This window comes from Gordonia sp. p3-SID1431 (genome assembly GCF_025143765.1).
Taxonomy (GTDB): Bacteria; Actinomycetota; Actinomycetes; order Mycobacteriales; family Mycobacteriaceae; genus Gordonia; species Gordonia hongkongensis.
Genome location: NZ_JAMBDT010000010.1, coordinates 58,299 through 77,725, shown reverse-complemented (window position 1 = coordinate 77,725; position 19,427 = coordinate 58,299). Strand labels below are relative to the sequence as shown.

The 19,427-nt window shown below is 68.7% G+C and carries 17 protein-coding genes; 9 read left to right on the top strand and 8 right to left on the bottom strand.

Annotation, left to right across the window (positions count from 1 at the left end; genetic code table 11):
* Nucleotides 1-14 precede the first annotated feature (14 nt).
* Together M4D77_RS04770 and M4D77_RS04765 are read right to left on the bottom strand one after the other, a co-directional pair.
* Nucleotides 15-749: a demethylmenaquinone methyltransferase gene (locus M4D77_RS04770; protein WP_058253357.1), complete on the bottom strand. Its 735-nt coding sequence runs from the start codon at nt 747-749 to the stop codon at nt 15-17.
* Nucleotides 750-824: 75 nt separating this feature from the next.
* A complete protein-coding gene (locus tag M4D77_RS04765) occupies nt 825-1,979 on the bottom strand; it encodes a glycosyltransferase family 1 protein (RefSeq protein ID WP_247451568.1) in 1,155 nt (384 codons plus the stop codon).
* A 108-nt stretch (nt 1,980-2,087) separates the two neighbouring features.
* On the opposite strand from M4D77_RS04765, the gene M4D77_RS04760 reads away from it, so the two are divergent.
* The gene (locus M4D77_RS04760; RefSeq protein ID WP_247451567.1) at nt 2,088-2,708 is read left to right on the top strand and encodes a Type 1 glutamine amidotransferase-like domain-containing protein; all 621 of its coding nucleotides are present in this window, start codon (nt 2,088-2,090) and stop codon (nt 2,706-2,708) included.
* Here the strand turns inward: M4D77_RS04760 and M4D77_RS04755 are convergent.
* Together M4D77_RS04755 and menD are read right to left on the bottom strand one after the other, a co-directional pair.
* Complete coding sequence (locus tag M4D77_RS04755; RefSeq protein ID WP_259935649.1) at nt 2,689-3,231, bottom strand: DUF3592 domain-containing protein; 543 nt, start codon at nt 3,229-3,231, stop codon at nt 2,689-2,691. The genes M4D77_RS04760 and M4D77_RS04755 overlap by 20 nt on opposite strands.
* A gap of 77 nt (nt 3,232-3,308) precedes the next feature.
* A complete protein-coding gene (gene menD, locus M4D77_RS04750) occupies nt 3,309-5,012 on the bottom strand; it encodes a 2-succinyl-5-enolpyruvyl-6-hydroxy-3-cyclohexene-1-carboxylic-acid synthase (protein ID WP_159370194.1) in 1,704 nt (567 codons plus the stop codon).
* A 64-nt stretch (nt 5,013-5,076) separates the two neighbouring features.
* On the opposite strand from menD, the gene M4D77_RS04745 reads away from it, so the two are divergent.
* From M4D77_RS04745 to M4D77_RS04730, 4 genes are all read left to right on the top strand, one after another.
* Nucleotides 5,077-5,694, top strand: a complete 618-nt coding sequence (locus M4D77_RS04745; protein WP_058253339.1) for a class I SAM-dependent methyltransferase — start codon at nt 5,077-5,079, stop codon at nt 5,692-5,694.
* 78 nt (nt 5,695-5,772) lie between these two features.
* Nucleotides 5,773-6,858, top strand: a complete 1,086-nt coding sequence (locus M4D77_RS04740; protein ID WP_247451564.1) for an AbrB family transcriptional regulator — start codon at nt 5,773-5,775, stop codon at nt 6,856-6,858.
* 57 nt (nt 6,859-6,915) lie between these two features.
* Nucleotides 6,916-8,208: a trans-acting enoyl reductase family protein gene (locus tag M4D77_RS04735; RefSeq protein WP_058253359.1), complete on the top strand. Its 1,293-nt coding sequence runs from the start codon at nt 6,916-6,918 to the stop codon at nt 8,206-8,208.
* A gap of 251 nt (nt 8,209-8,459) precedes the next feature.
* Nucleotides 8,460-8,906, top strand: coding sequence for an Hsp20/alpha crystallin family protein (locus tag M4D77_RS04730; RefSeq protein WP_058253341.1), 447 nt, complete (start codon nt 8,460-8,462; stop codon nt 8,904-8,906).
* Nucleotides 8,907-9,189: 283 nt separating this feature from the next.
* On the opposite strand, the gene M4D77_RS04725 is transcribed toward M4D77_RS04730, so the two are convergent.
* The gene (locus M4D77_RS04725; protein WP_259935648.1) at nt 9,190-10,395 is read right to left on the bottom strand and encodes an EAL domain-containing protein; all 1,206 of its coding nucleotides are present in this window, start codon (nt 10,393-10,395) and stop codon (nt 9,190-9,192) included.
* Nucleotides 10,396-10,902: 507 nt separating this feature from the next.
* Here M4D77_RS04725 and M4D77_RS04720 point away from each other — a divergent pair.
* A complete protein-coding gene (locus M4D77_RS04720; protein ID WP_259935647.1) occupies nt 10,903-12,063 on the top strand; it encodes a GGDEF domain-containing protein in 1,161 nt (386 codons plus the stop codon).
* Here M4D77_RS04720 and M4D77_RS04715 read toward each other — a convergent pair.
* Nucleotides 12,009-12,767, bottom strand: coding sequence for a hypothetical protein (locus M4D77_RS04715; protein WP_396266528.1), 759 nt, complete (start codon nt 12,765-12,767; stop codon nt 12,009-12,011). The genes M4D77_RS04720 and M4D77_RS04715 overlap by 55 nt on opposite strands.
* A gap of 170 nt (nt 12,768-12,937) precedes the next feature.
* Here M4D77_RS04715 and M4D77_RS04710 point away from each other — a divergent pair, with 170 nt between their 5' ends.
* A complete protein-coding gene (locus M4D77_RS04710) occupies nt 12,938-15,085 on the top strand; it encodes an Rv1355c family protein (RefSeq protein WP_259935646.1) in 2,148 nt (715 codons plus the stop codon).
* On the opposite strand, the gene M4D77_RS04705 is transcribed toward M4D77_RS04710, so the two are convergent.
* On the bottom strand, nt 15,076-15,726 hold the full coding sequence (locus M4D77_RS04705; protein ID WP_259935645.1) for a PaaI family thioesterase: 651 nt from the start codon (nt 15,724-15,726) through the stop codon (nt 15,076-15,078). The two genes, M4D77_RS04710 and M4D77_RS04705, sit on opposite strands and share 10 nt — an antisense overlap.
* A gap of 34 nt (nt 15,727-15,760) precedes the next feature.
* A complete protein-coding gene (locus tag M4D77_RS04700; RefSeq protein WP_240198861.1) occupies nt 15,761-15,994 on the bottom strand; it encodes a hypothetical protein in 234 nt (77 codons plus the stop codon).
* Nucleotides 15,995-16,172: 178 nt separating this feature from the next.
* Between M4D77_RS04700 and M4D77_RS04695 the strand changes: the two genes are divergently transcribed.
* On the top strand, nt 16,173-17,147 hold the full coding sequence (locus M4D77_RS04695; RefSeq protein ID WP_247451559.1) for a 1,4-dihydroxy-2-naphthoyl-CoA synthase: 975 nt from the start codon (nt 16,173-16,175) through the stop codon (nt 17,145-17,147).
* Between the two features lie 962 nt (nt 17,148-18,109).
* A complete protein-coding gene (locus tag M4D77_RS04690) occupies nt 18,110-19,369 on the top strand; it encodes an HNH endonuclease signature motif containing protein (protein ID WP_137809705.1) in 1,260 nt (419 codons plus the stop codon).
* The last annotated feature ends 58 nt before the right edge of the window (nt 19,370-19,427 follow it).

Sequence of the window (19,427 nt, the reverse complement as noted above, 5' to 3'; positions counted from 1 at the left end):
TCCGAGACACACCACTAGGCCCGCGCCGAGTGGATCGCGGCGATCCCACCGGTCATGTTCTCCCACCGCACCCCGGTGAACCCGGCGTCGCGGATGAGGTCGCCCAGCGCGAACTGGTCCGGCCACGCCCGGATCGACTCGGCGAGATAGACATACGCGGCCGGGCTGCTCGACACCTTGGTCGCGACCGCGGGCAGCGCCTTCATCAGGTACTCCATGTACACCGTGCGGAACGGCTTCAGCGTCGGCGTGGAGAACTCGCAGATCACCAGACGTCCGCCGGGCTTGAGTACCCGACGGAGCTCGGCGAGCGCCGTCGGGACGTCGTTGACGTTGCGCAGACCGAAGGAGATGGTGGCGGCGTCGAACGAATCGTCGGCGAACGGGAGCGACAGGGCGTCGGCGGCGACCTTCGGCACGTCCCGATGCGCACCGGCCTTGAGCATGCCGAGCGAGAAGTCCGCGGCGATGCAGTGCGCCCCCGAGGAGGCGAGTTCGACGGTCGACACCGCGGTGCCCGCCGCGAGGTCGAGGACGACGTCGCCCGGACGCAGGTCGAGTGCCCTACGAGTCTTCTTGCGCCAGCCGCGATCCCGGCCGAACGACAGGACCGTGTTGGTGAGGTCGTAGCGGCGTGCGACGCCGTCGAACATGGCCGCGACCTCGGCCGGGTCCTTCTCCAGACTTGCCCGGCCGACACTCCGGCCCAGACCCGCTCGTTCCGGTGGTGTCGCGCCCGTCGATGACATGCCGATCACGCTACCGGTCGTTCGGGCCAGGACCGCCGTGAGGTGCGTCGTCTCGCCGGGCGGTCGGCCGCGACCTCAGGCGGGCCGCCCCACCTCGGTGACGACTCCGCGGCCCGTCACGCGCGCGTAGTGGCCGACGAGCTCCGCGCACACCGACGGCCAGGTGCGCGCACGCACGGCCTGTACCGCGGCTCGGCCGAACGCCGCCCGGACCGACTCGTCGTGCAGGGATTCGACGATCGCGGGCAGCTCCTCGGCGAAGCGTCCGACCGCCAGCAGATATCCGGTCCGGAACGCCGACACCAGGTCGCGGGGGCCGCCCGCGTCGGGGCCGATCACGGGCAGACCGCTGGCCATCGCCTCCTGGATGGCCTGACAGAACGTCTCGTGTTCGCCGGCGTGCACGAAGACGTCGAAGCTCGCGTACGCGCGGGCCAGCGCCTCCCCGCGCAGTTCGCCGGTGAACACCGCATCCGGCATCGCGCGCTGGAGCCGGTCCCGCTCGGGGCCGTCCCCGACGATCACCAACTGCACACGCGGGTTCCCCGACAGTCCGGCCAGGCGCTCGACGTGCTTCTCCGGCGCGAGCCGACCCACGAACCCGACCACCAGTGCGTCGCGGGCGGCACCCAGCCAGTCCGCGCGCAGCGACGGGTCGCGCTTGTCCGGCGAGAAGAGTCCGACGTCGACGCCGCGACCCCAGCGCGCGAGTCGCGGTATGCCGTGGGCGGCGAGGACCTCCAGCGTCGCGGTCGACGGCGCGAGGGTGAGGTCGCACATCTCGTGCAGCCGGCGTGTGTAGCGCCAGGCCAGCTTCTCCACCGCGCCCAGCCGGTACGCTGCCGCAAACCCGGCGACGTCGGTCTGGAACACGGCGACCACGGGCACGCCGAGCGCCCGGGCAGCGACTGCGCCCGCGGCACCCACCACGAACGGTGACGCCAGGTGGACGACATCCGGTTCGAAGTCGCGCAGGGTGCGGTACAGCAGCGGCGACGGCACTCCCACCGGGAGCGAGGTCACCCGCGGCACCTGCACCGCGGGCAGCAGGTGCACCGGGGTCCGGCGGCCGACCATCCGCGGCCCGCCCGGCACGCCGCGCGGGGTGTCGGGTGCGATGACGACGGCGGTGTGGCCGGTGGACTCGAGATGGTCGACAACCCGGAGGACGGAATTGACCACCCCGTTCATCTGGGGCAGGAAGCTCTCGGCGACGATCGCGACGCGCATGATCGCGATCGTCCCCCGCAGAATTGACCGGACCACACGGCGCACGTGTCGGCCCACCCAATTCAGGATGAACGGTGCGTTGCCCCGGCCACCGGGCAGAGTGGAGGGGTGGCCGACACCCACCTCCTGCTGCTGAGTCGCTGGCTCACCCCGGTCCCGCAGTTCCTCGCCCCGTTGACCGGGCCGGGCTGCCGCATCGGCTACGTCCCCACCGCGTCGTCGATCTATACCGATCACGCGTGGCTCGACCTCGAGCGGGACACCCTTCGGCAGCAGGGTTTCGAGGTGACCGACCTCGATCCAGAACTGACCGGGTCAGCCGTCTTCACCCGGGAGCTCGCCGGGGTCGACGCGGTGTTCGTCGCCGGCGGCAACACCTTCCACCTGCTCGGGGCGCTGCGCCTGGCGGGTGCCGACCGCACCCTCGTCGACGCGGTCCGCGCCGGCCTCCCCTACATCGGGGTCAGCGCGGGCGCCGCGGTTGTCGGCCCCGACATCGCTCCCCTGGCGCTGCTCGACGATCCCGCCGAGGCCGCACCCCTGACCTCGACCGCGGGCCTCGGCCTCATCGACACCACGGTGATCCCGCACGCGGAGGGCACCGTCGGGGGTCGCGGACCGATCGAGGCGACGAGGCAACGGTTCGGCGCCGAGCACCGGCTGCACTTCCTGACCGACGCCGAGGCGATCGTCGTCGCCGGCGGAGACCTCAGGGTGATCCCGGGCTGACGGTCTCGTCCCGGTCGGCCGCGGCCGGGTCCCGTTCTGCCGCGTCGCTGCCGGAGTCCTCGGCGTCGGAGTCCTCGGCGACAGCATCGTCGGCGGTGCCGCGGCGGGCCCAGCGGCGACTGGACTCCGCGACCCCGACCATCAGCAGGCCGATCACGAGCCACGCTCCGACCATCACCGACAGGGCGGGGATGATCGACAGCACCGCTGTGCGGCCGGTCGGGCGGGCGAGATCCGGGTTGTAGACCGCGTAGTCGACGCTGATGCGCTGTCCCTCGCTCAGCTCGGTCGGATACAGCAGCCCGAAGCGGGGACTGTGGAACGAGCCGTCGGGTGTCTGGAAATTCACCGCGGCGTGCAGGCTGTCCACGGACACGACCTCGGCCATCACGGTCGCCTTGCTGGCCTCGATCGTCGCATCGTTCTTGAAACAACTGGCGATGAGTGTCATCGCCATGAAGGTGATCGTCACGCCGACGACGAGCAGGCCGAGCTGCACGCGTCGCTGGATCACCGGATTCATGCCGTTCAGACTAGCGGGCACCGATCCGCCGGTGGCCGGACCGACCGGTCGCGCACCGCCGGGACGCACCGACAGCCCTACCGCAGTCGCGCTGCGATCGCCGCGTGCACGGATCGCAGCCGTTCGCGGTCGGTGGCGACCTCGACGACCTCGATCCCGCCGGGAGCAGGATCCTCGGCGAGCACCGCGCCGAGCTCACCGACCCCGACCCGACGATGCGGGATGTGGAAACCCGCGCACATCGACGCGATGTCGGTCCGATGCGGGGTCCCGAAGACCCGCTCGTAGGCCCCGGCGTACAGCCCGGTGTTGTAGCGCGGGTCGCCCTGTTCGAGCAGACCGAAGATCCCGCCGCCGTCGTCGTTGGCGACCACGATCCGCAGCGACGACGGGCGCGGCTCGCCCGGGCCGATGACCAGACCGGTCGCGTCGTGCACGAAGGTCAGGTCGCCCATCAGGGCGATGGTCCGCGCGCCGGCCTGATCCCGGTCACGTGCCATGGCGGCACCGATCGCCGTCGAATTGGTCCCGTCGATACCCGCGACCCCGCGGTTCGAGAGGACCCGCACCCCGTCGGTGATCCGGCCGGCCAGGGCGATGTCCCGGATGGGGTTGCTGGCGCCGACGACGAGTTGGTCGCCGGCGGCCATGGCGTCGCTGACCGCCCGTGCGACGTGGAGCCCGGTGGCCGGGCCCGGCTCGTCGAGTTCGGCGGTGACGGCGAAGGCCGCCCGCTCCTGTACCGCCGCGCACTCCTTGAGCCAGTCCTCGCGCGGCTCGCCGACGACCTCGATCCGGGTGCCGGTCGCGTAGACGTTGCCGGAGACGTCGGGCCAGCGCGGACCGGTGGTCAGCGCGTAGACGCGGACCTCGGGGTCGGCGAGCAGGCGGGACACCCCGCGGTGCAGCGTCGGCCGACCGCAGATGATCGCCTGCTGGGGCCGGACGGAGTTCAGGCCCAGCGGATGCAGCGGCGTCACCGGCCGCGGTGCCGTCGGTTCGGCGACCGTGGGGATCCCGGCAAGCCCCGGATGGACACCCGACCCGTGCCCCGACACGACCACGGTGTCCAGGGACAGGTCGATGGGCAGCGGGACGTCGAGCTTGCCGACCGGCGCCTGCGTCCAGGGCAGTCCGCCGGGCCGTCCGGAGAAGGAGCCGAGGTCGGTCGACGGGTCGGGGCCGGCGAGTTCGTCCGGGTCGGGGACCAGCGGTTCGCGCAGCGGGATGTCGAACTGCACCGGGCCGGCGTTGCCGGTACGCGCGCCCCGGGCGGCGGCGAGCACGCGACCGACCGCCGACCGCCACTGGCTGTTGGTGTCGAGATCCTGTTCGGCGAGGCCCAGACTGATCGCCGCACGCACCTGGGTCCCGAAGATGCCGAACTGTTCGACGGTCTGGTTGGCGCCGGAACCGAGCAGCTCGTACGGCCGGTTGGCGCTGACGACGACCAGGGGCACCCGCGCATAGTTGGCCTCGAAGACCGCCGGTCCCATGTTCGCCACGGCGGTGCCGCTGGTCATCACGATGGGGACGGGCTGTCCAGACGACACCGCGAGCCCCAGAGCCAGATAACCCGCCGAGCGCTCGTCGATCCGCACGTGCAGACGCAATCGCCCGGCGGCGTCGGCGGCGTGGAGGGCGAAGGCGAGCGGCGCGTTGCGCGACCCCGGACACAGCACGGCCTCGCGGACACCGCCGCGGATCATCTCGTCGACGATGACCCGGGCCTGCAGTGTGGACGGGTTGGGCCCGGGGGCGTTCTGGGCCGGTCGGTTCATCCCACAAGCCTAGTGCTCTCCCGAGTCCACACATCGCGGCGGGGAGCGGGGTTACCCTCGTCACGTGGGCTTTTACGACGATCGAGTCCTGCCGCACCTCATCGAGCGCACCTGCGGCATGGCGGCGTTGACCCCGCTGCGCGCGCGGGCCTGCGCGTCGTTGTCCGGCCGGATGATCGAGATCGGCTTCGGCTCGGGCCTCAACGTCGGCGTCTACCCGGCCGGGCTCACCGAGGTCGCGGCCGTCGAACCGTCGACCGTCGGATGGTCGATGGCCGCCGACCGCGTCGCCACCTCCCCGGTGCCCATCGAACGTGCCGGACTCGACGGCCAACGACTGCCGTTCGACGACGACTCGTTCGACGCCGCGCTCACCACCTTCACCCTGTGCACCATCCCCGACCACCAGGCGGCGCTCGCCGAACTCCGCCGCGTGCTGCGTCCGGACGGACAACTCGGATTCCTCGAACACGGTTCCGCCCCCGACGCCCGCGTCCGGCGGTGGCAGCGCCGACTCGAACCGATCCAGAAACGCGTCGCAGGCGGCTGCCATCTCACCCGCGACGTACGCGCCGAGCTCACTGCCGCCGGCTTCGCACTCGGGCCGGTCGATGCGTTCTATCAGCCCGGCGTACCGAAGCCGTTCGGCGCGCTGACCGTCGGGACCGCCCGGCCGGTCTGAGGTCCCGCTCACTCCGCTCCCGGCGGCGACATTCGCCCCGCTCGCTCCGCTCCCGGCGGCGGGCCTACTGTGGAGCCAGTGCGTCGCTGGACAGTGCTGGTACTCCTCACCGCGGTCGCGACGCTCGTTCTGGAGCTCCTCGAGGTCGACGCCGCCGCCCTGTTCGCGGGGCTCGTGGTCGCGGGTGCCCTCGCGATCGCCGGGCGCGCGCCCGGCCGGACGAACACCGACGCCGACGAATCCGACGACCCGATCGTCCCGCGATGGGCGTTCGTGGCGTCGCAGGGTGTCCTCGGCGTCTTCATCGGCACGATGGCCGAGCCCGAGACCGTCGGCGGACTCGGGTCGTCGTGGTTCCCGGTACTCGTCATCGGCCTGGGGACACTGGTCATCTCGATCGCCTGCGGCGCCCTGCTCGGGCTGCACCGAGACGTCGACTCCCTGACCGGCTCGCTGGCACTCGTCGCGGGCGGCGCGTCCGGGCTGGTGGCGCTGACCCGCGAGTTCGGCGGCGACGAACGGATGGTCGCGGTCATCCAGTACCTGCGCGTCGCGCTGGTCACCGTCACCATCCCCGTGGTCGCCTCGCTCGTGTTCGGTGCCGAAAGCGGAGCCGTCGCACCGGGACCCGACGCCTGGTCGGCGGAAACTCTGCAGAATCAGGGCTGGGGACTGTTGCTGCTGGCGGTGTGCCTGGGCGTCGGGATCCCGCTCGGCCGGTTGCTGCGCATGCCCGCAGCCGGTCTGCTGGGTCCGCTGGCGCTGGCCACCGCGGCCGAGCTGACCGGGATCGCCGGTTCCGCCGAGGTGTCCCCCGCACTGCTGGCGGTCGCCTACGCGGTGATCGGCTGGCAGGCGGGCCTCGGATTCACCATGCCGCGGTTGCGTGCGATCGGCCGTGTCCTGCCGCTGGCGCTCGTGCTGATCCTTGTCATCGGCGCCGGCTGCGCCCTGCTGGGCGTCGTGCTGTCCGCGTGGACCGGCGAGTCGATGTTCGACTGCTATCTCGCGACCACTCCGGGCGGGATCTACGCCGTCCTCGCCGCCGCCACCGGGGCGGGCGGGAACGTCGCGTTCGTCGTGGCCGCCCAGATCCTGCGCGTCCTGCTCATGCTGTTCGTGGCGCCCTTCGCCGCGCGCCTCGCCGCTCGGCGGGCGTCGTGACCGTCTCGCCCGACTCAACGGTTACGTGTGACCCCGGTCCCACGTAAGGTCGGGAAGATGAGCGGGGAATCGAACACCGACACGACATCATCCACCTCCCACGGCCGCGAATTCGACGTCGTGGTCTACGGCGCCAGCGGCTTCGTCGGCGAACTCACGGCACGGTATCTGGCCGACCACGCGCCGATCGGTACGAAGATCGCGTTGGCGGGCCGCAATGAGTCGAAGCTGACCGACGCCCGCAAGCGGCTGCCGTTGCGCGCACACGACTGGCCGCTGATCATCGCCGACGCGGAATCACCCGCGGCGCTCGACGCGATGGTCGCGCGCACCCAGGTCGTCTGCACCACCGTCGGCCCCTACCTCAAGTACGGCGAGGCCCTCATCGTGGCGGCGGCCACCGCCGGCACCGATTACGTCGACCTCACCGGCGAGGTGCCGTTCGTGCGGTACGCGATCGACAAGGTCCATGACGTCGCCGCCGCCTCGGGGGCCCGCATCGTGCCCTCCTGCGGCTTCGACTCCGTGCCCTCCGACATCACCACCTACGCGCTGCATCGAAAGGTCTCCGACGACGCCGCCGGCGAGATGACCGACACGACCCTCGTCGTCGCGTCCTTCCGCGGCGGGATCTCCGGCGGAACGATCGACTCGATGCGGGTCATCGCCGAGGAGGCCCGCAACGCCCAGTCCCGACGGCTCATGCTCAACCCGCAGGCCCTCTCGGGCGGCCCCGGCGAGGTCCCGCGGGTCAGCCTGTCCGACGAACCGAGCGACCTGTCCATCATCAACGCCAAGAAGGTCGACCCGTCGCTGCGCGGCACCCTCGCGCCCTTCTTCATGGCCGCCCACAACACCCGGATCGTGCGGCGCTCGAATGCGTTGCTGGACAACGCTTACGGCAAGGACTTCCACTACGCGGAGACGATGAGCGTCGGCGGCGTCCCCGCGGTGTCGACCCTGATCGCCGGCGCCGTCGCGGTCGGCACCGGCGCGTTCATGGGAGCGATGAGTTTCGGCCCCACGCGACGTGTCCTCGACCGCGTGTTGCCGAAGCCCGGTGACGGACCCAGCGAAAAGGCGCGCGAGAACGGTTATTTCGTGGTCGACACGTTCACGCGGACGACCACCGGACGACGCTACAAGGCCCGGATGCGCGCCCAGGGCGATCCCGGTTACAAGGCCACCGCGGTGATGCTCGCCGAGAGCGCGCTGGCATTGGCCCTCGACCGCGACCACCTGCCCAAGCGGGCCGGAGTGCTGACGACCGCCGTGGCGATGGGCGACGCTCTCATCGACCGTCTCCGCAACGCCGGGTTCAGCATCGACGCCACCGAGCTCACCGACTGACCCTGACCCGACCCCGCCCGATCGCGTCGTTCGACCCTCCGGCAGCCACGCCGGCGCAGACCGGACCCACTCCGGCACAGTCGAACTCGCGGTCGGGCGGCGTCGTCTTCGGGCCCCGGAAAAATCTGGCACTCTCACCTCCAGAGTGCTAGACGAGTGCCGGATCCGGTGCTATCTTCGTTGGCAGTACAGCGATGAACTGCTCGTCTAACGGGTGGCGAGCAGCCTTGAGAATCAGGAGGTGAACTGCTGTGCTTCGTTTCGATCCCTTTTCCGACATGGATGCCTGGACCCGAGGCATGATGACCGGTTCAGCGGCCGGAACTGCCCGCACTCCCCGCTTCATGCCCCTGGACCTGTACAAGGTCGAGGACCACTACCTGCTCATCGCCGATCTGCCCGGCGCCGATCCCGGTTCCATCGACGTCAGCGTCGACAACGGGGTCCTCACCCTCTCCGCCCAGCGGAGCACGCCGTCCGACGAGGGCGTGCAGTGGCTGACGAGCGAACGATTCTCCGGAACCTACCGCCGCCAACTGACTCTCGGCGACGCCATCGACAGCGCGGCCATCTCGGCGCGCTACGACAACGGCGTTCTCACCGTGACCATCCCGGTCGCCGAGAAGGCCAAGCCGCGGCGGATCGAGGTGGAGTCGGCCGGCCGACCACAGGCGATCGAGACCAGTACGGTCACATGAGCCGATCGTCAACGACCGCAACACTTCTGAAGAAACAACCGCATTTCGAACGGGAGGTGCCATCGACGACGAATCATTCCGCTCACTAGTCCGAACAAACCGCAGAACTGTTGATCTGTCGGGTAGAGAGGCGCTGTCTCTCTCTGCTCCCTGAGGTGCGAGGAGCGATAGCGACGAGCCACGAAGGGTCTTGGCGACGCATCTCGCCAGGACCCTTCGTGACGGCCTCCGCAAGCTCCGGCCTCCTCAGGGAGCAGGTTGGGCCATAACATGTTCGGGCCGCTTAGCGGTCAGACCCGAACAGTTCGACGAGCGGCGCCGGGCGGCCGAACAGGAAGCCCTGGGCGTAGTCGAACCCGAACTCCTCGAGCATCGGGAGCAACGCCTCGGATTCGATCCCCTCGGCGACCATCTTCACCCCGGTGGCGGCGGCCATCTCACCGATCGCGCGGACGACGGCGCGATCGGGCGAGCTGTCGGCCAGTTGCGCGATGAGCGTCCGATCGACCTTCAGGACGTCGACCGGGAGATCGCGGACGTAGCGCAGGGCCGAGAACCCGGCCCCCAGGTCGTCGATGCAGATCGTGCAGCCGAGTTCGTGGAGCGCGTCGATCGCCCGCGACGCGGAGGTGTCGACCCGGATCGCCTGGTCCTCCCGCACCTCGACCCAGACCCTCGACGGCTCGACACCGTGACCGTCGATCAGGCCGTGGACGTACGAGACGAGCCCGTCGTCCCACAACTGCTGCCCGGACAGGTTGAGGGAGACGAACGTGCTCGGCCCGACGTGCCGGGTGATCTCCCCCGACAGGTCCCGGATGGCCTCGCCGATGGCGTGCCGTCCGATGGGGGCGAGCAGTGAGATCCCCTCGGCCACAGACAGGAACGCGTCCGGAGCCAGCACGCCGGACTCGGTGTGCCACCGGAGCAGCGACTCGTAACCGACGACCCGCCGGTCGGGTACCGCGACGATCGGCTGGTAGAAGACGGAGAAGTCGCGCTCGACCGATCTGGTGAGCCAACCCGCGAGGTCGACCTCGGCCCGGATGTGGCGCAGCGTCGTCGGCGATGCGAATGCGACGGCGGTGCGGCTGCTCAGCGCGATGCACAGAGCGGCGTCGGCGTGGCGGACCAGATCGTCCTCGGACTCGGCGGCGAGGTGCACATCTCCGACGGCGACGCCCATGCACACGTCGAGGAACCAGCTGCGTTCCCCGTCGCTCACGGTGTGCGCACCGAGTTTGGTGCGGGCCGCCTCGATCAGTGCGTTGCGTCCACTCTCGTCGTCACCGGCGCCGGTCCACGGAAGGTGGATGAGCCAGTCGAAGTCCGACCGCCGCTGGAAACGCGCCCGCGGACTGATGGGCATCAGCACCTGTTCGATGAAGCGCTCGGCGGCCGCGGCCGACGTCTCGTAGCCATAGGCGACGACAGCTCGGTGGTACGGGTCGACCGACACCGCGATCACCGAGGTTCCCAACGTCAACACGACGTCATTCGCTGGTCCGATCCCCCCAGGGCGACGCCGGGGGCGCCGCAGTTCTCCATCGCGGAGATACTACTCAGCCGGTCCGCTTCCGGGAAGGAGGGCGAGGCGCCACCGTTGGCGGACCAGGGCCGGCCGTCATGACCGTTCTCACAAATGCTCGCCGCGACGGTTCGACGAAACCGTGTGCAATTTTTCGTGGGCCCGGGTCGAGACATCGATTTCTTTTGACAGATGTTCACAAAATCTGGGACCGGCGCGGCCGGCGATTCGCCACTATTCTCGGCAGCGCTGCTAACGATTCCGCGAGGTGCGGCAAAACTGCTGGTAAGGTGCTTTCATTGCCTATGCGTAGGACACGAAAGATTACGTGGTTTCCGCCAATGCAGTCGCAGTGGCATTAATGCGAATCTCGGCGAACAAGCGGCTGTCTCCACAGCTGCCGACGGAAAGCGGTCGTGGTAGATGTCGTTGATCAGGAGGGTGCTCCGGCGCTACGACGCCCGGTCGATGGCGACACTGATCAGCACCGGCGGTGTCATCCCGCTGCCGGTCATCAGCGTGCTCGCGCCCGAGACGCTGTACCCGGGCGGCATGCCCATCCTGCTCACCATCTGGTCGTTCATTGCGGTCGTCTTCGCGGTGACGGCCATCCGCGCCCGGCTGACCGATCTCGAGTTCGCGTTCCTGGGCGGGTTGGGGATCGTGGGCATCTGCGGCACCTCGATGATCCTGGCCTCGCCACGATCGTCGACGCTCGTCCTCGCCATCGTCGCGGTCATCCCGGCGATCGGCGCGATCTCGGCGACCACCCGACTCATCCTGTCCCATCTGGCGCTGGCGGTCGTCTGTGCGGCAACCGTCCTCGCGGTGACGACGCCCTCGCTGCCGGAGTACCTGATCAGCTTCGGCGCGATGCTCGGCCTGATCGTGGTGCCGGTCTTCCTGGTCGTCGCATTGCGCAAGTCGATGGAGGCCGTGCTCGATCAGCAGACCCGCTTGGTCGGGATCGACCCGCTGACCGGCCTGCTGAACCGGCGCGGCTTCCTGATCCGCGCATCGCAGCTCCTCTCGGCCGCACGGTCGTCCACCGGTTGGATCGGCATCCTGCTGCTCGACGTCGACCATTTCAAGAAGATCAACGACCAGTACGGCCACCTCGCCGGTGACGGCGTGCTGCTGGCGGCATCGGCCGCGATCCGCGAGCACGCCCCCGTGGGTTCGGAGGTGTGCCGCTACGGCGGCGAGGAGTTCCTCATGTTCCACGTCGTGCACGACGCGGACGAACTGTGGCTCAGCGCCGAACGCCTACGGGCCGCCGTCGCCGCGGCAGCGCCGGTCACCATCAGCGTCGGCGGCGTCTGCGCGCCGCTGCGCGTCGCCGGCGACCCGCTGGTCTCCGGCCGGTTCGACACCGCCTATTCGACCGACGACGTGATCGGCAACCTCCTGGGTCAGGCCGACGCCTGCGTGTATCAGGCCAAGGAGAACGGCCGGGACACCACGGTCATCAAATCCATCGACGCGGTGACCTGGAACGACGGCGCGCCGAGCGCACATGCCGCCGACGCCGAGCGGACGGTGTCTCCGCCGTCGGCGAGCCTGTACGAGGTCTTCTACCGACGCCCGGCCGACTTCGTCGACATCGACAGCCGGACCAGCGGGCGCTGAGTCGTCGCGGCCTGGAGTGCGTCGGCCTCCCGGCGCATCCGACGCCAGGTCTCCGGGCTGGTGAGGGTGTCGAGCCGGGCGCGGTCCCACCACATGAGCCGGGTGCGGTACCGGTCGTCGGGGAACGGCGTCGCGGACACCGACTCGTCGAGGCGTCCACCACCGGATTGCCAACGGCGCAGAACGTGGTCGGCCGCGGTCGCCATCATGGCCCCGACCCCGGACATCTCCATGATGACCAGCCCCAACCGCGACAACTGACCGGCCACCGACCCCGCGATCGCCGATCGCTCGTCCACCCAGGCCGTCTTGACCTCGACGATGCCGTCGTGCAGGCGTTCTTCGATGGCGTTGACGAGCTGCACCTGACCGGGCTGACCCGCCCATTCGACCAGCGCGTGCGACTGCGCAGCCGCCTCCAGCCGGGGCTGGACCCGTAGCCCGCCGACGACCTTGCCCTCGGTGTCGAGCACCGCGAAGAACATCGCGGTGCCCTCGCCGCCGGCGACCTCGTCGTATTCGAGTGCGGCCGCGCACCCGTGGCGGTGGTACGACGCGTCCGCGCCGGCGAGGTACTCACGCCACAGTTCGGGCTCCGACCGTGGGCTCGCCACGACCACCGAGTACTCCGCCCCGGTTTCGGGTGCGATCGATCGCAACATGCCGGTGCGAACCTGATCATTGGTGACTGACATCTTATTCATCGCAGTATTGCCTTCCAGGAATTAGGAAATTTAAGGACGAGATCTCCCCCGACCCCGCGTGTAATGCTGCCACAAGGCCACATTTATGCACTCCCACAAGCGCAGTTCTTTTTGCCCGACCATCGCTTTGACGGTTGGCGTCGTGCAATGCCGTGCGACACCATGGGCTTATGCACACGCCGCCGGATGCCGCCGCCACCCTCTACTTCCCGGACGAACTACCCGCCGCGTTGACCGCGGAGCCGTCCCTCACTGTGTCCGACATCACGGCCGGCGCCGCCCGCGCGCTCGATGAACTCCTCCCGCCCGCCGAGCCCGCTCTCCGGGACGAGACACCTCGTTACGCGCACTTTCCCTGGCGTAACGCCCTCGTCAAGATCCCGGGTCCGCGCACGTTCCGACGCCTCCGGCTCGACCGCAACCGGCACAAACTGACCGCGTCGCAGCAAGCCGCTGCGGGCGAGCTCCGGATCGGTGTCGCCGGTTTGAGTGTGGGACACGCGATATCACTCACGCTCGCACTCGAAGGTCTTGCCGGCGAATTACGCCTTGCCGATTTCGACGATCTCGAACTCACGAATATGAATCGAATTCCGGCGACCCTCATGGATATTCACGACAACAAGGCCGTGATCGCCGCTCGACGCATTTCCGAGATCGATCCCTATCTCACCACCGTCGTACATGTGGACGGCATAACAATCGAGAACATCGATGAATTCCTCGACGGCCTTGATCTCGTCGTCGAAGAATGTGATTCTTTCGATGTAAAGGTCCTCGTGCGCCAGAAATGTCGCGAGCGAGGAATTCCGGTCCTCATGGAGACGAGCGACGGCGGAACCCTCGATGTCGAGAGATTCGACCTCGAACCGGATCGGCCTCTTTTCCACGGCCTGGCCGGCGACCTGCGGATCGAAGATCTCGTCGGACTCGACCGCGCGTCGCTCACCCCGCTCGCCGTCCGGGTACTCGAGCCGACGAAGGTGACCGCGCCGATGGCGGCGTCGGCCATCGAGCTCGGGCACACGGTCACCGCCTGGCCGCAGCTCGGCGGCGACGTCCTCCTGGGCGGCGCCACCGTGGCCGCGGCCGTCCGCCGCCTCGTGCAGGGCAAGTCCCTGTCGTCCGGTCGCGTCCGATTCGACCGGGACGCCTGGCTGGACGGCCTCGAGGACCCGATCGACACCCATACCTTCATACCCGCAGCACAACCACCGGCCGACGCCGAACCGATCCGTCCGCAGGTGCAGCCCGCCATCGAGGCGATGACGGATCGCGAACTCGTCGTGTACGCCGCGAGCCGGGCGCCGTCCGCCGGGAACCAGCAGCCCTGGCAGATCATCGCCGACGACGACGCCGTCACCATCGTCCTGGACCGCACCCGCACCTCGACCCTCGACGTCGAGCACCGGGCATCCGCGGTGGCGGTCGGCGCCGCTCTGTACAACGCGCAGGTCGCGGCCGTCGCGCGCGGGGTGCTCGACGACATCGAGATCGTCGACACGGCCGACACGCTGGCCGGCCGGGCACGCCTCAAGGGCATCGACACCGGGTCGCGCTCCGCGGACGCGGAGACCGAACTCGACGCATTGCTCGCCCGCGGCACCCGACGTGGAGTCGGGGACGGATCACCGCTGTCGGCCTCCGATCTCGTCCGACTGCACGATGCCGCCACGAGTGATCGGACCCGGTTGGTGGCGCTCGACGACCGCGCGGACATCGACCGATATGCCTCGATCATCGCCCGATCGGATCGCGCCCGGTTCCTGACGCCCGAACTGCATCGGGAGATGTTCGCCGAGCTCACCACCGATCCGGCCGCCGCCGAGGGCATCGACGTCGCCTCGCTCGACCTGCCGCCGGCGATGGCGGGGATGCTGGACGTGTTGCGGCGTGCCGATGTCATGGCGTTGCTCGACGAATGGGGTGGCGGTGCCGCACTCGGTGCCGATGCCGGCGCCCGGGCCGCGTCGTCGTCGGCGATCCTGGTCCTGGTGCAGCAGGGCACGACCCCCGCCGATTACCTCCGCGGTGGGATCGTTGCGCAGCAGCTGTGGGTGGCCGCCGAGCGTCTCGGCTTCGCGGTTCACCCGATGACACCGACGTTCCTCTACGCCGGGGACGACGCGACCGCGCGAACGCTGTCGAGCAATCACGGCGACGAACTGGCCGCCCTGCGCGACGAGATGCTCGAGACGTGGCCCCTCGATGCCGGCGAGGCGCCGACCATCGTGCTGCGCCTGTCGCGCACGGATGCGCCGGTGGAGGTGAGCCGTCGTCTGGCCGTGCGCCCGCCGACGAGTGCTGGTCAGGCCTGACCGGGGTTGAGCTTGATGAACAGGGCGTCCATCTCCGCACAGAGGCGGTCGCCGTCGTGCAGGGTGCCCTTGATGAAGACCTTGCGCCCCTCGATCCGGTCCGCCCAGGCGTGGATTCGCAGCGGCGTGTTCAGCGGTGTGATCGACCGGTATTGCACGGTCAGGTACGCGGTCCGGCTGACATGCTGGATCGCGACCGCCGACGCAAAGCCGCCCACGTCGTCGAAGGCGACCGCGACATGACCGCCGTGCGCGGCGTTGTTCCCGCCGAGGTGGAAATCGCGGAAGGTCAGTTCGGCGACGACCCCGTTGTCGTCCACCTCGGTGACCACATACGGCGGCAGGGTGATGTTGCCGCGCGACGGGAGGTCGATGCGGGTCCCCGCCGGTGAGTGCCACTCGTCGATCCGGGAATCGGCGAGCCGGTCGTTGAGCGCCTTCAGTGACTCGATGAGTTCGTCGACGAGCTCGTCGTCGGGACAGGCGTAGCGGGCGTTGTCCATCAGCAGGCGGACCTGCTCACTGAACTCGCCGTAGCGGGGTCCGCCGCGGTCGGTGGTGATGGCCGCATGAGCCCGGAAACCACCCTCGTGCGGGTCCTCGTCGACGGTCTCGACGGCGCGATCGTTCGCTTCACTCACCGGCCAACCGTATAAGAGGCGGCGGTGCCGCGCCCTAGTCGGTGTCGGTGTCGGTTATCCCCTCCGTGCGACGACGGTCGGCGAGATCCACACACACCCCGCCCCGGGCCAGCCGGCGTGTGGACTCGGGTATGTAGTCCGGCACGCCACGCGGACCGCGTTCCTTCTCGTCTCGGATCCGGACCGCCCTCCCGACGATCACCGCGACCGCCGCGGACACGACACACCACGCGCCCCCGAGGATCAGAATCCACCCCCAAACAGCCATACGGACAGCTAAGCATCCGAAACTGAGATTTCGGTGATGTTCGAGCCGAAGACCGGCAGGCATCCAATGGTTGAATGCAATCCGCGTCGAACCCGTCACGACTTCGTGACCTCTTCCGACCAATCCGCCGCTTGCAGGCGTGCGAAGCGCCCGGTCGCCGCGTCGATAGGCTGACCCCATGAGTGCGACGCCCGACACCCAGGGACTTTCCGGCCAACCCTTCGACCCGGCATCGTGGGCGGTGGTGCCCGGCTTCGACGACCTGACCGACATCACCTATCACCGCCACGTCGGCGAGGGCCGCGAGTACGGGATCGTGCGCGTCGCATTCGACCGTCCCGAGGTCCGCAACGCCTTCCGCCCGCACACGGTCGACGAGCTGTACCGGGTCCTCGACCATGCGCGGCGGTCGCCCGACGTCGGCACGATCCTGCTGACCGGCAACGGCCCGAGCCCCAAGGACGGCGGATGGGCGTTCTGCAGCGGCGGCGATCAGCGCATCCGCGGGCGTAGCGGTTATCAGTACGCCACGACACACGACGACGACGTCGCGGCGGCCGGCGCCGAGACGGTCGACGCGGCTCGGGTGAAGGCCGAGGGCGGGCGGTTGCACATCCTGGAGGTCCAGCGCCTGATCCGGACGATGCCCAAGGTCGTGATCGCGGTCGTCAACGGCTGGGCGGCCGGCGGCGGGCATTCGCTGCACGTCGTGTGCGACCTGACCCTCGCCTCGGCCGAGCACGCCCGGTTCAAGCAGACCGACGCCGATGTGGGTTCCTTCGACGCCGGGTACGGGAGCGCCTACCTCGCCAAGCAGGTCGGGCAGAAGTTCGCGCGCGAGATCTTCTTCCTCGGGGAGGCCTACGACGCCGAGACCATGCACCGGATGGGCGCGGTCAACCGCGTCGCCCCGCACGCCGAGCTGGAGGCCACCGCCATCGACTGGGCGCGCCGGATCAACAGCAAGTCGCCGACAGCGCAGCGCATGCTGAAGTTCGCGTTCAACCTCACCGACGACGGCCTCATGGGTCAGCAGGTGTTCGCCGGTGAGGCGACCCGCCTGGCCTACATGACCGACGAAGCCGTCGAAGGGCGTGACGCGTTCCTCGAGAAGCGCGACCCGCGCTGGGACGATTACCCGTACTACTACTGAGGCGCGTGCCCGAGAGTGTCGAACGCACAGGGCATTCATCGAGGGCGGGTGACGACCAGCGTCGCTCGTCTGACGTAGATCGATGTTGGATGTGGGCGATCATTCTTCAGCGGGTTCGACCCCGCCGACAACACAGCTCACGCCCCTCCGGGTTGTCGACCGGAGTCATGAGTTGCCCACTCGCAGGCGATTCCGGACGATATTGACACCGCCCTGATCGAACCGGCGGCGAACCAGGTCCGGTGCGAACGACGCCGCCGAATCGAGCTGAGAGACCGGACCCGCCTCGGCGTGCGGCAGTAGTACGCGGTGAACCGTAGGTGCGTCGCGTGGCCTGCCAGTGCGCCAGACACCTCCAGATCGCGGCGCCGCCGCTGTCGTGGCGTCAACTCGACGCGGCGTTGCCGACCTGCACGCGCAGAAATCCAGTCCGCTAAATGATGAGAGGCGCACCGCCTTTCATGACAAGATGGCCGGCGCACTCCGCGGCGATGAATTCGAAACGACTCACCGATGATGCTGCGCCGCATAGTACGCCGAAACTTTTTTCCGTAGCGCGACGTCACGGTCCCTCTCGGCGAGCTCGGCACGCAGTCTGGTCCGTTCCGCGCGCTCACCCGCCGCCTCGGTCGGGCGGCACCTTGCGATCTCGTGGACGTTGAGTTCCCGTGCCACCTCGGTGGCCGGCCGTCCACCATCAATCACCCGACGAGCAGCGCCTGTGCTCAGGAGTAATCGACCGCTTCCTGGACAAGCAGATACCTCTGCAGCAGGACGACGCGCGACATTCGGGCACACGACAGTCGTCGGTCAGCAGCACATCTACCGTTCTGGGACAGAATACGGTACGTATGTGACAGGATTAGACTACTGACGACGATCGAGGCACAATCAACGAAAAATGCTGCACAGTAGTCAGTTTCGCGATTCCGAGCCTGTGGAAACTCCTCGAAATCGAACCCATGTTCCTGTACCTTGGAGTCATGCCAGAGCTCACCACGCTCCTCGATCAGCTCGTCGAGACCGCCCCACCCGCCGACGATCCCACGGGCAGAGCAACATTCGACGCACTTGACACGTGGCGCCTTATCCGCAACCTCGCCGATCATCAAATCGTCGCCCATGCAGCGCAACTCGACGAACTCGGCGTCACCCAGAAGGCCGGTAGCACCACCAAGAAGCTGCTGATCGAGTCAGGACATGCACCGGCCGCCGCTCTTCGCGCCATGCGCAGTGTCGACGCCCTGCCCAACCTGCCCGCTGTGGCGCGTCACGCTGCCGACGGGCGACTGTCCGGCGAGGTCGTCGATGCCATCGTGCGAGGGATCAACGAGATCGAGAAGCGTTGTCACAAAGCCCTTTCCGATGACGAGCGCGCCCAGTACGAACTCGAACTCATCGCCCAAGCACTCTCCGGCGCAACACCGACAGAAGTGCTCAAGCATGGCCGAGCCATCGCCAATATTCTGGCGGACACCGCCGACACCGGTGTACCGGCCGCCGACGACCCATCTCTCAATGCGGTGAACACGCACACCACCGACGACGGACGCGTCGAAGTCCGCGCCGACCTCACCCAGATCGTCGGCGAGAAGTTCCAGGCCATGATCGACGAACGGTCCTGCCCACGCCCCGAACCCGACGGCGCCGAGGATCGTCGCACCGCCGAGCAACGCCGCGCCGACGCCTTCGAACTGATCCTCGACCAAGCCGCGATCGGCACGAGCATCAACACCGTCGGAAGCCCACGCACGCAACTGATGCTGACCATCCCCGCCACCGGAGACCTCGCAACACTGCCGTGGACCGGATCGGTCAGCCACGCCACCGCGAAACAGGTGTCGTGCGACGGCTCGCTCACGGAGATCATCCTCGATAGTGAGGGCGTACCGCTTCAGATGGGTCACACCCGCCGGTTGTATCCGTCACACTTACGCAAAGCGATCATCGTCCGCGACGCGTGCTGCATCAAATGTGGTGCACCGCAGTCCCATACGCAGGTGCATCACATCAGGCCGTGGGCCGACGGCGGACCCACCGATCTCGACAACGGCTGCCTGCTCTGCCAGCGCTGCCACACACAGGTCCACCACCACGGGTGGGACATCGTGATGGGTTTCGACCGCCACCCCTGGCTCGTACCGCCCGTGTCGATCGATCCGCAACGCCGACCGCTACCCGCATACAACCGACGCACCATGCGCCTCGACGACGCCGCCTGACCGGCCCTCCGACACACACTTTCGCGCAACACCTTTTCGCACCCGGCCATCGCCCGGG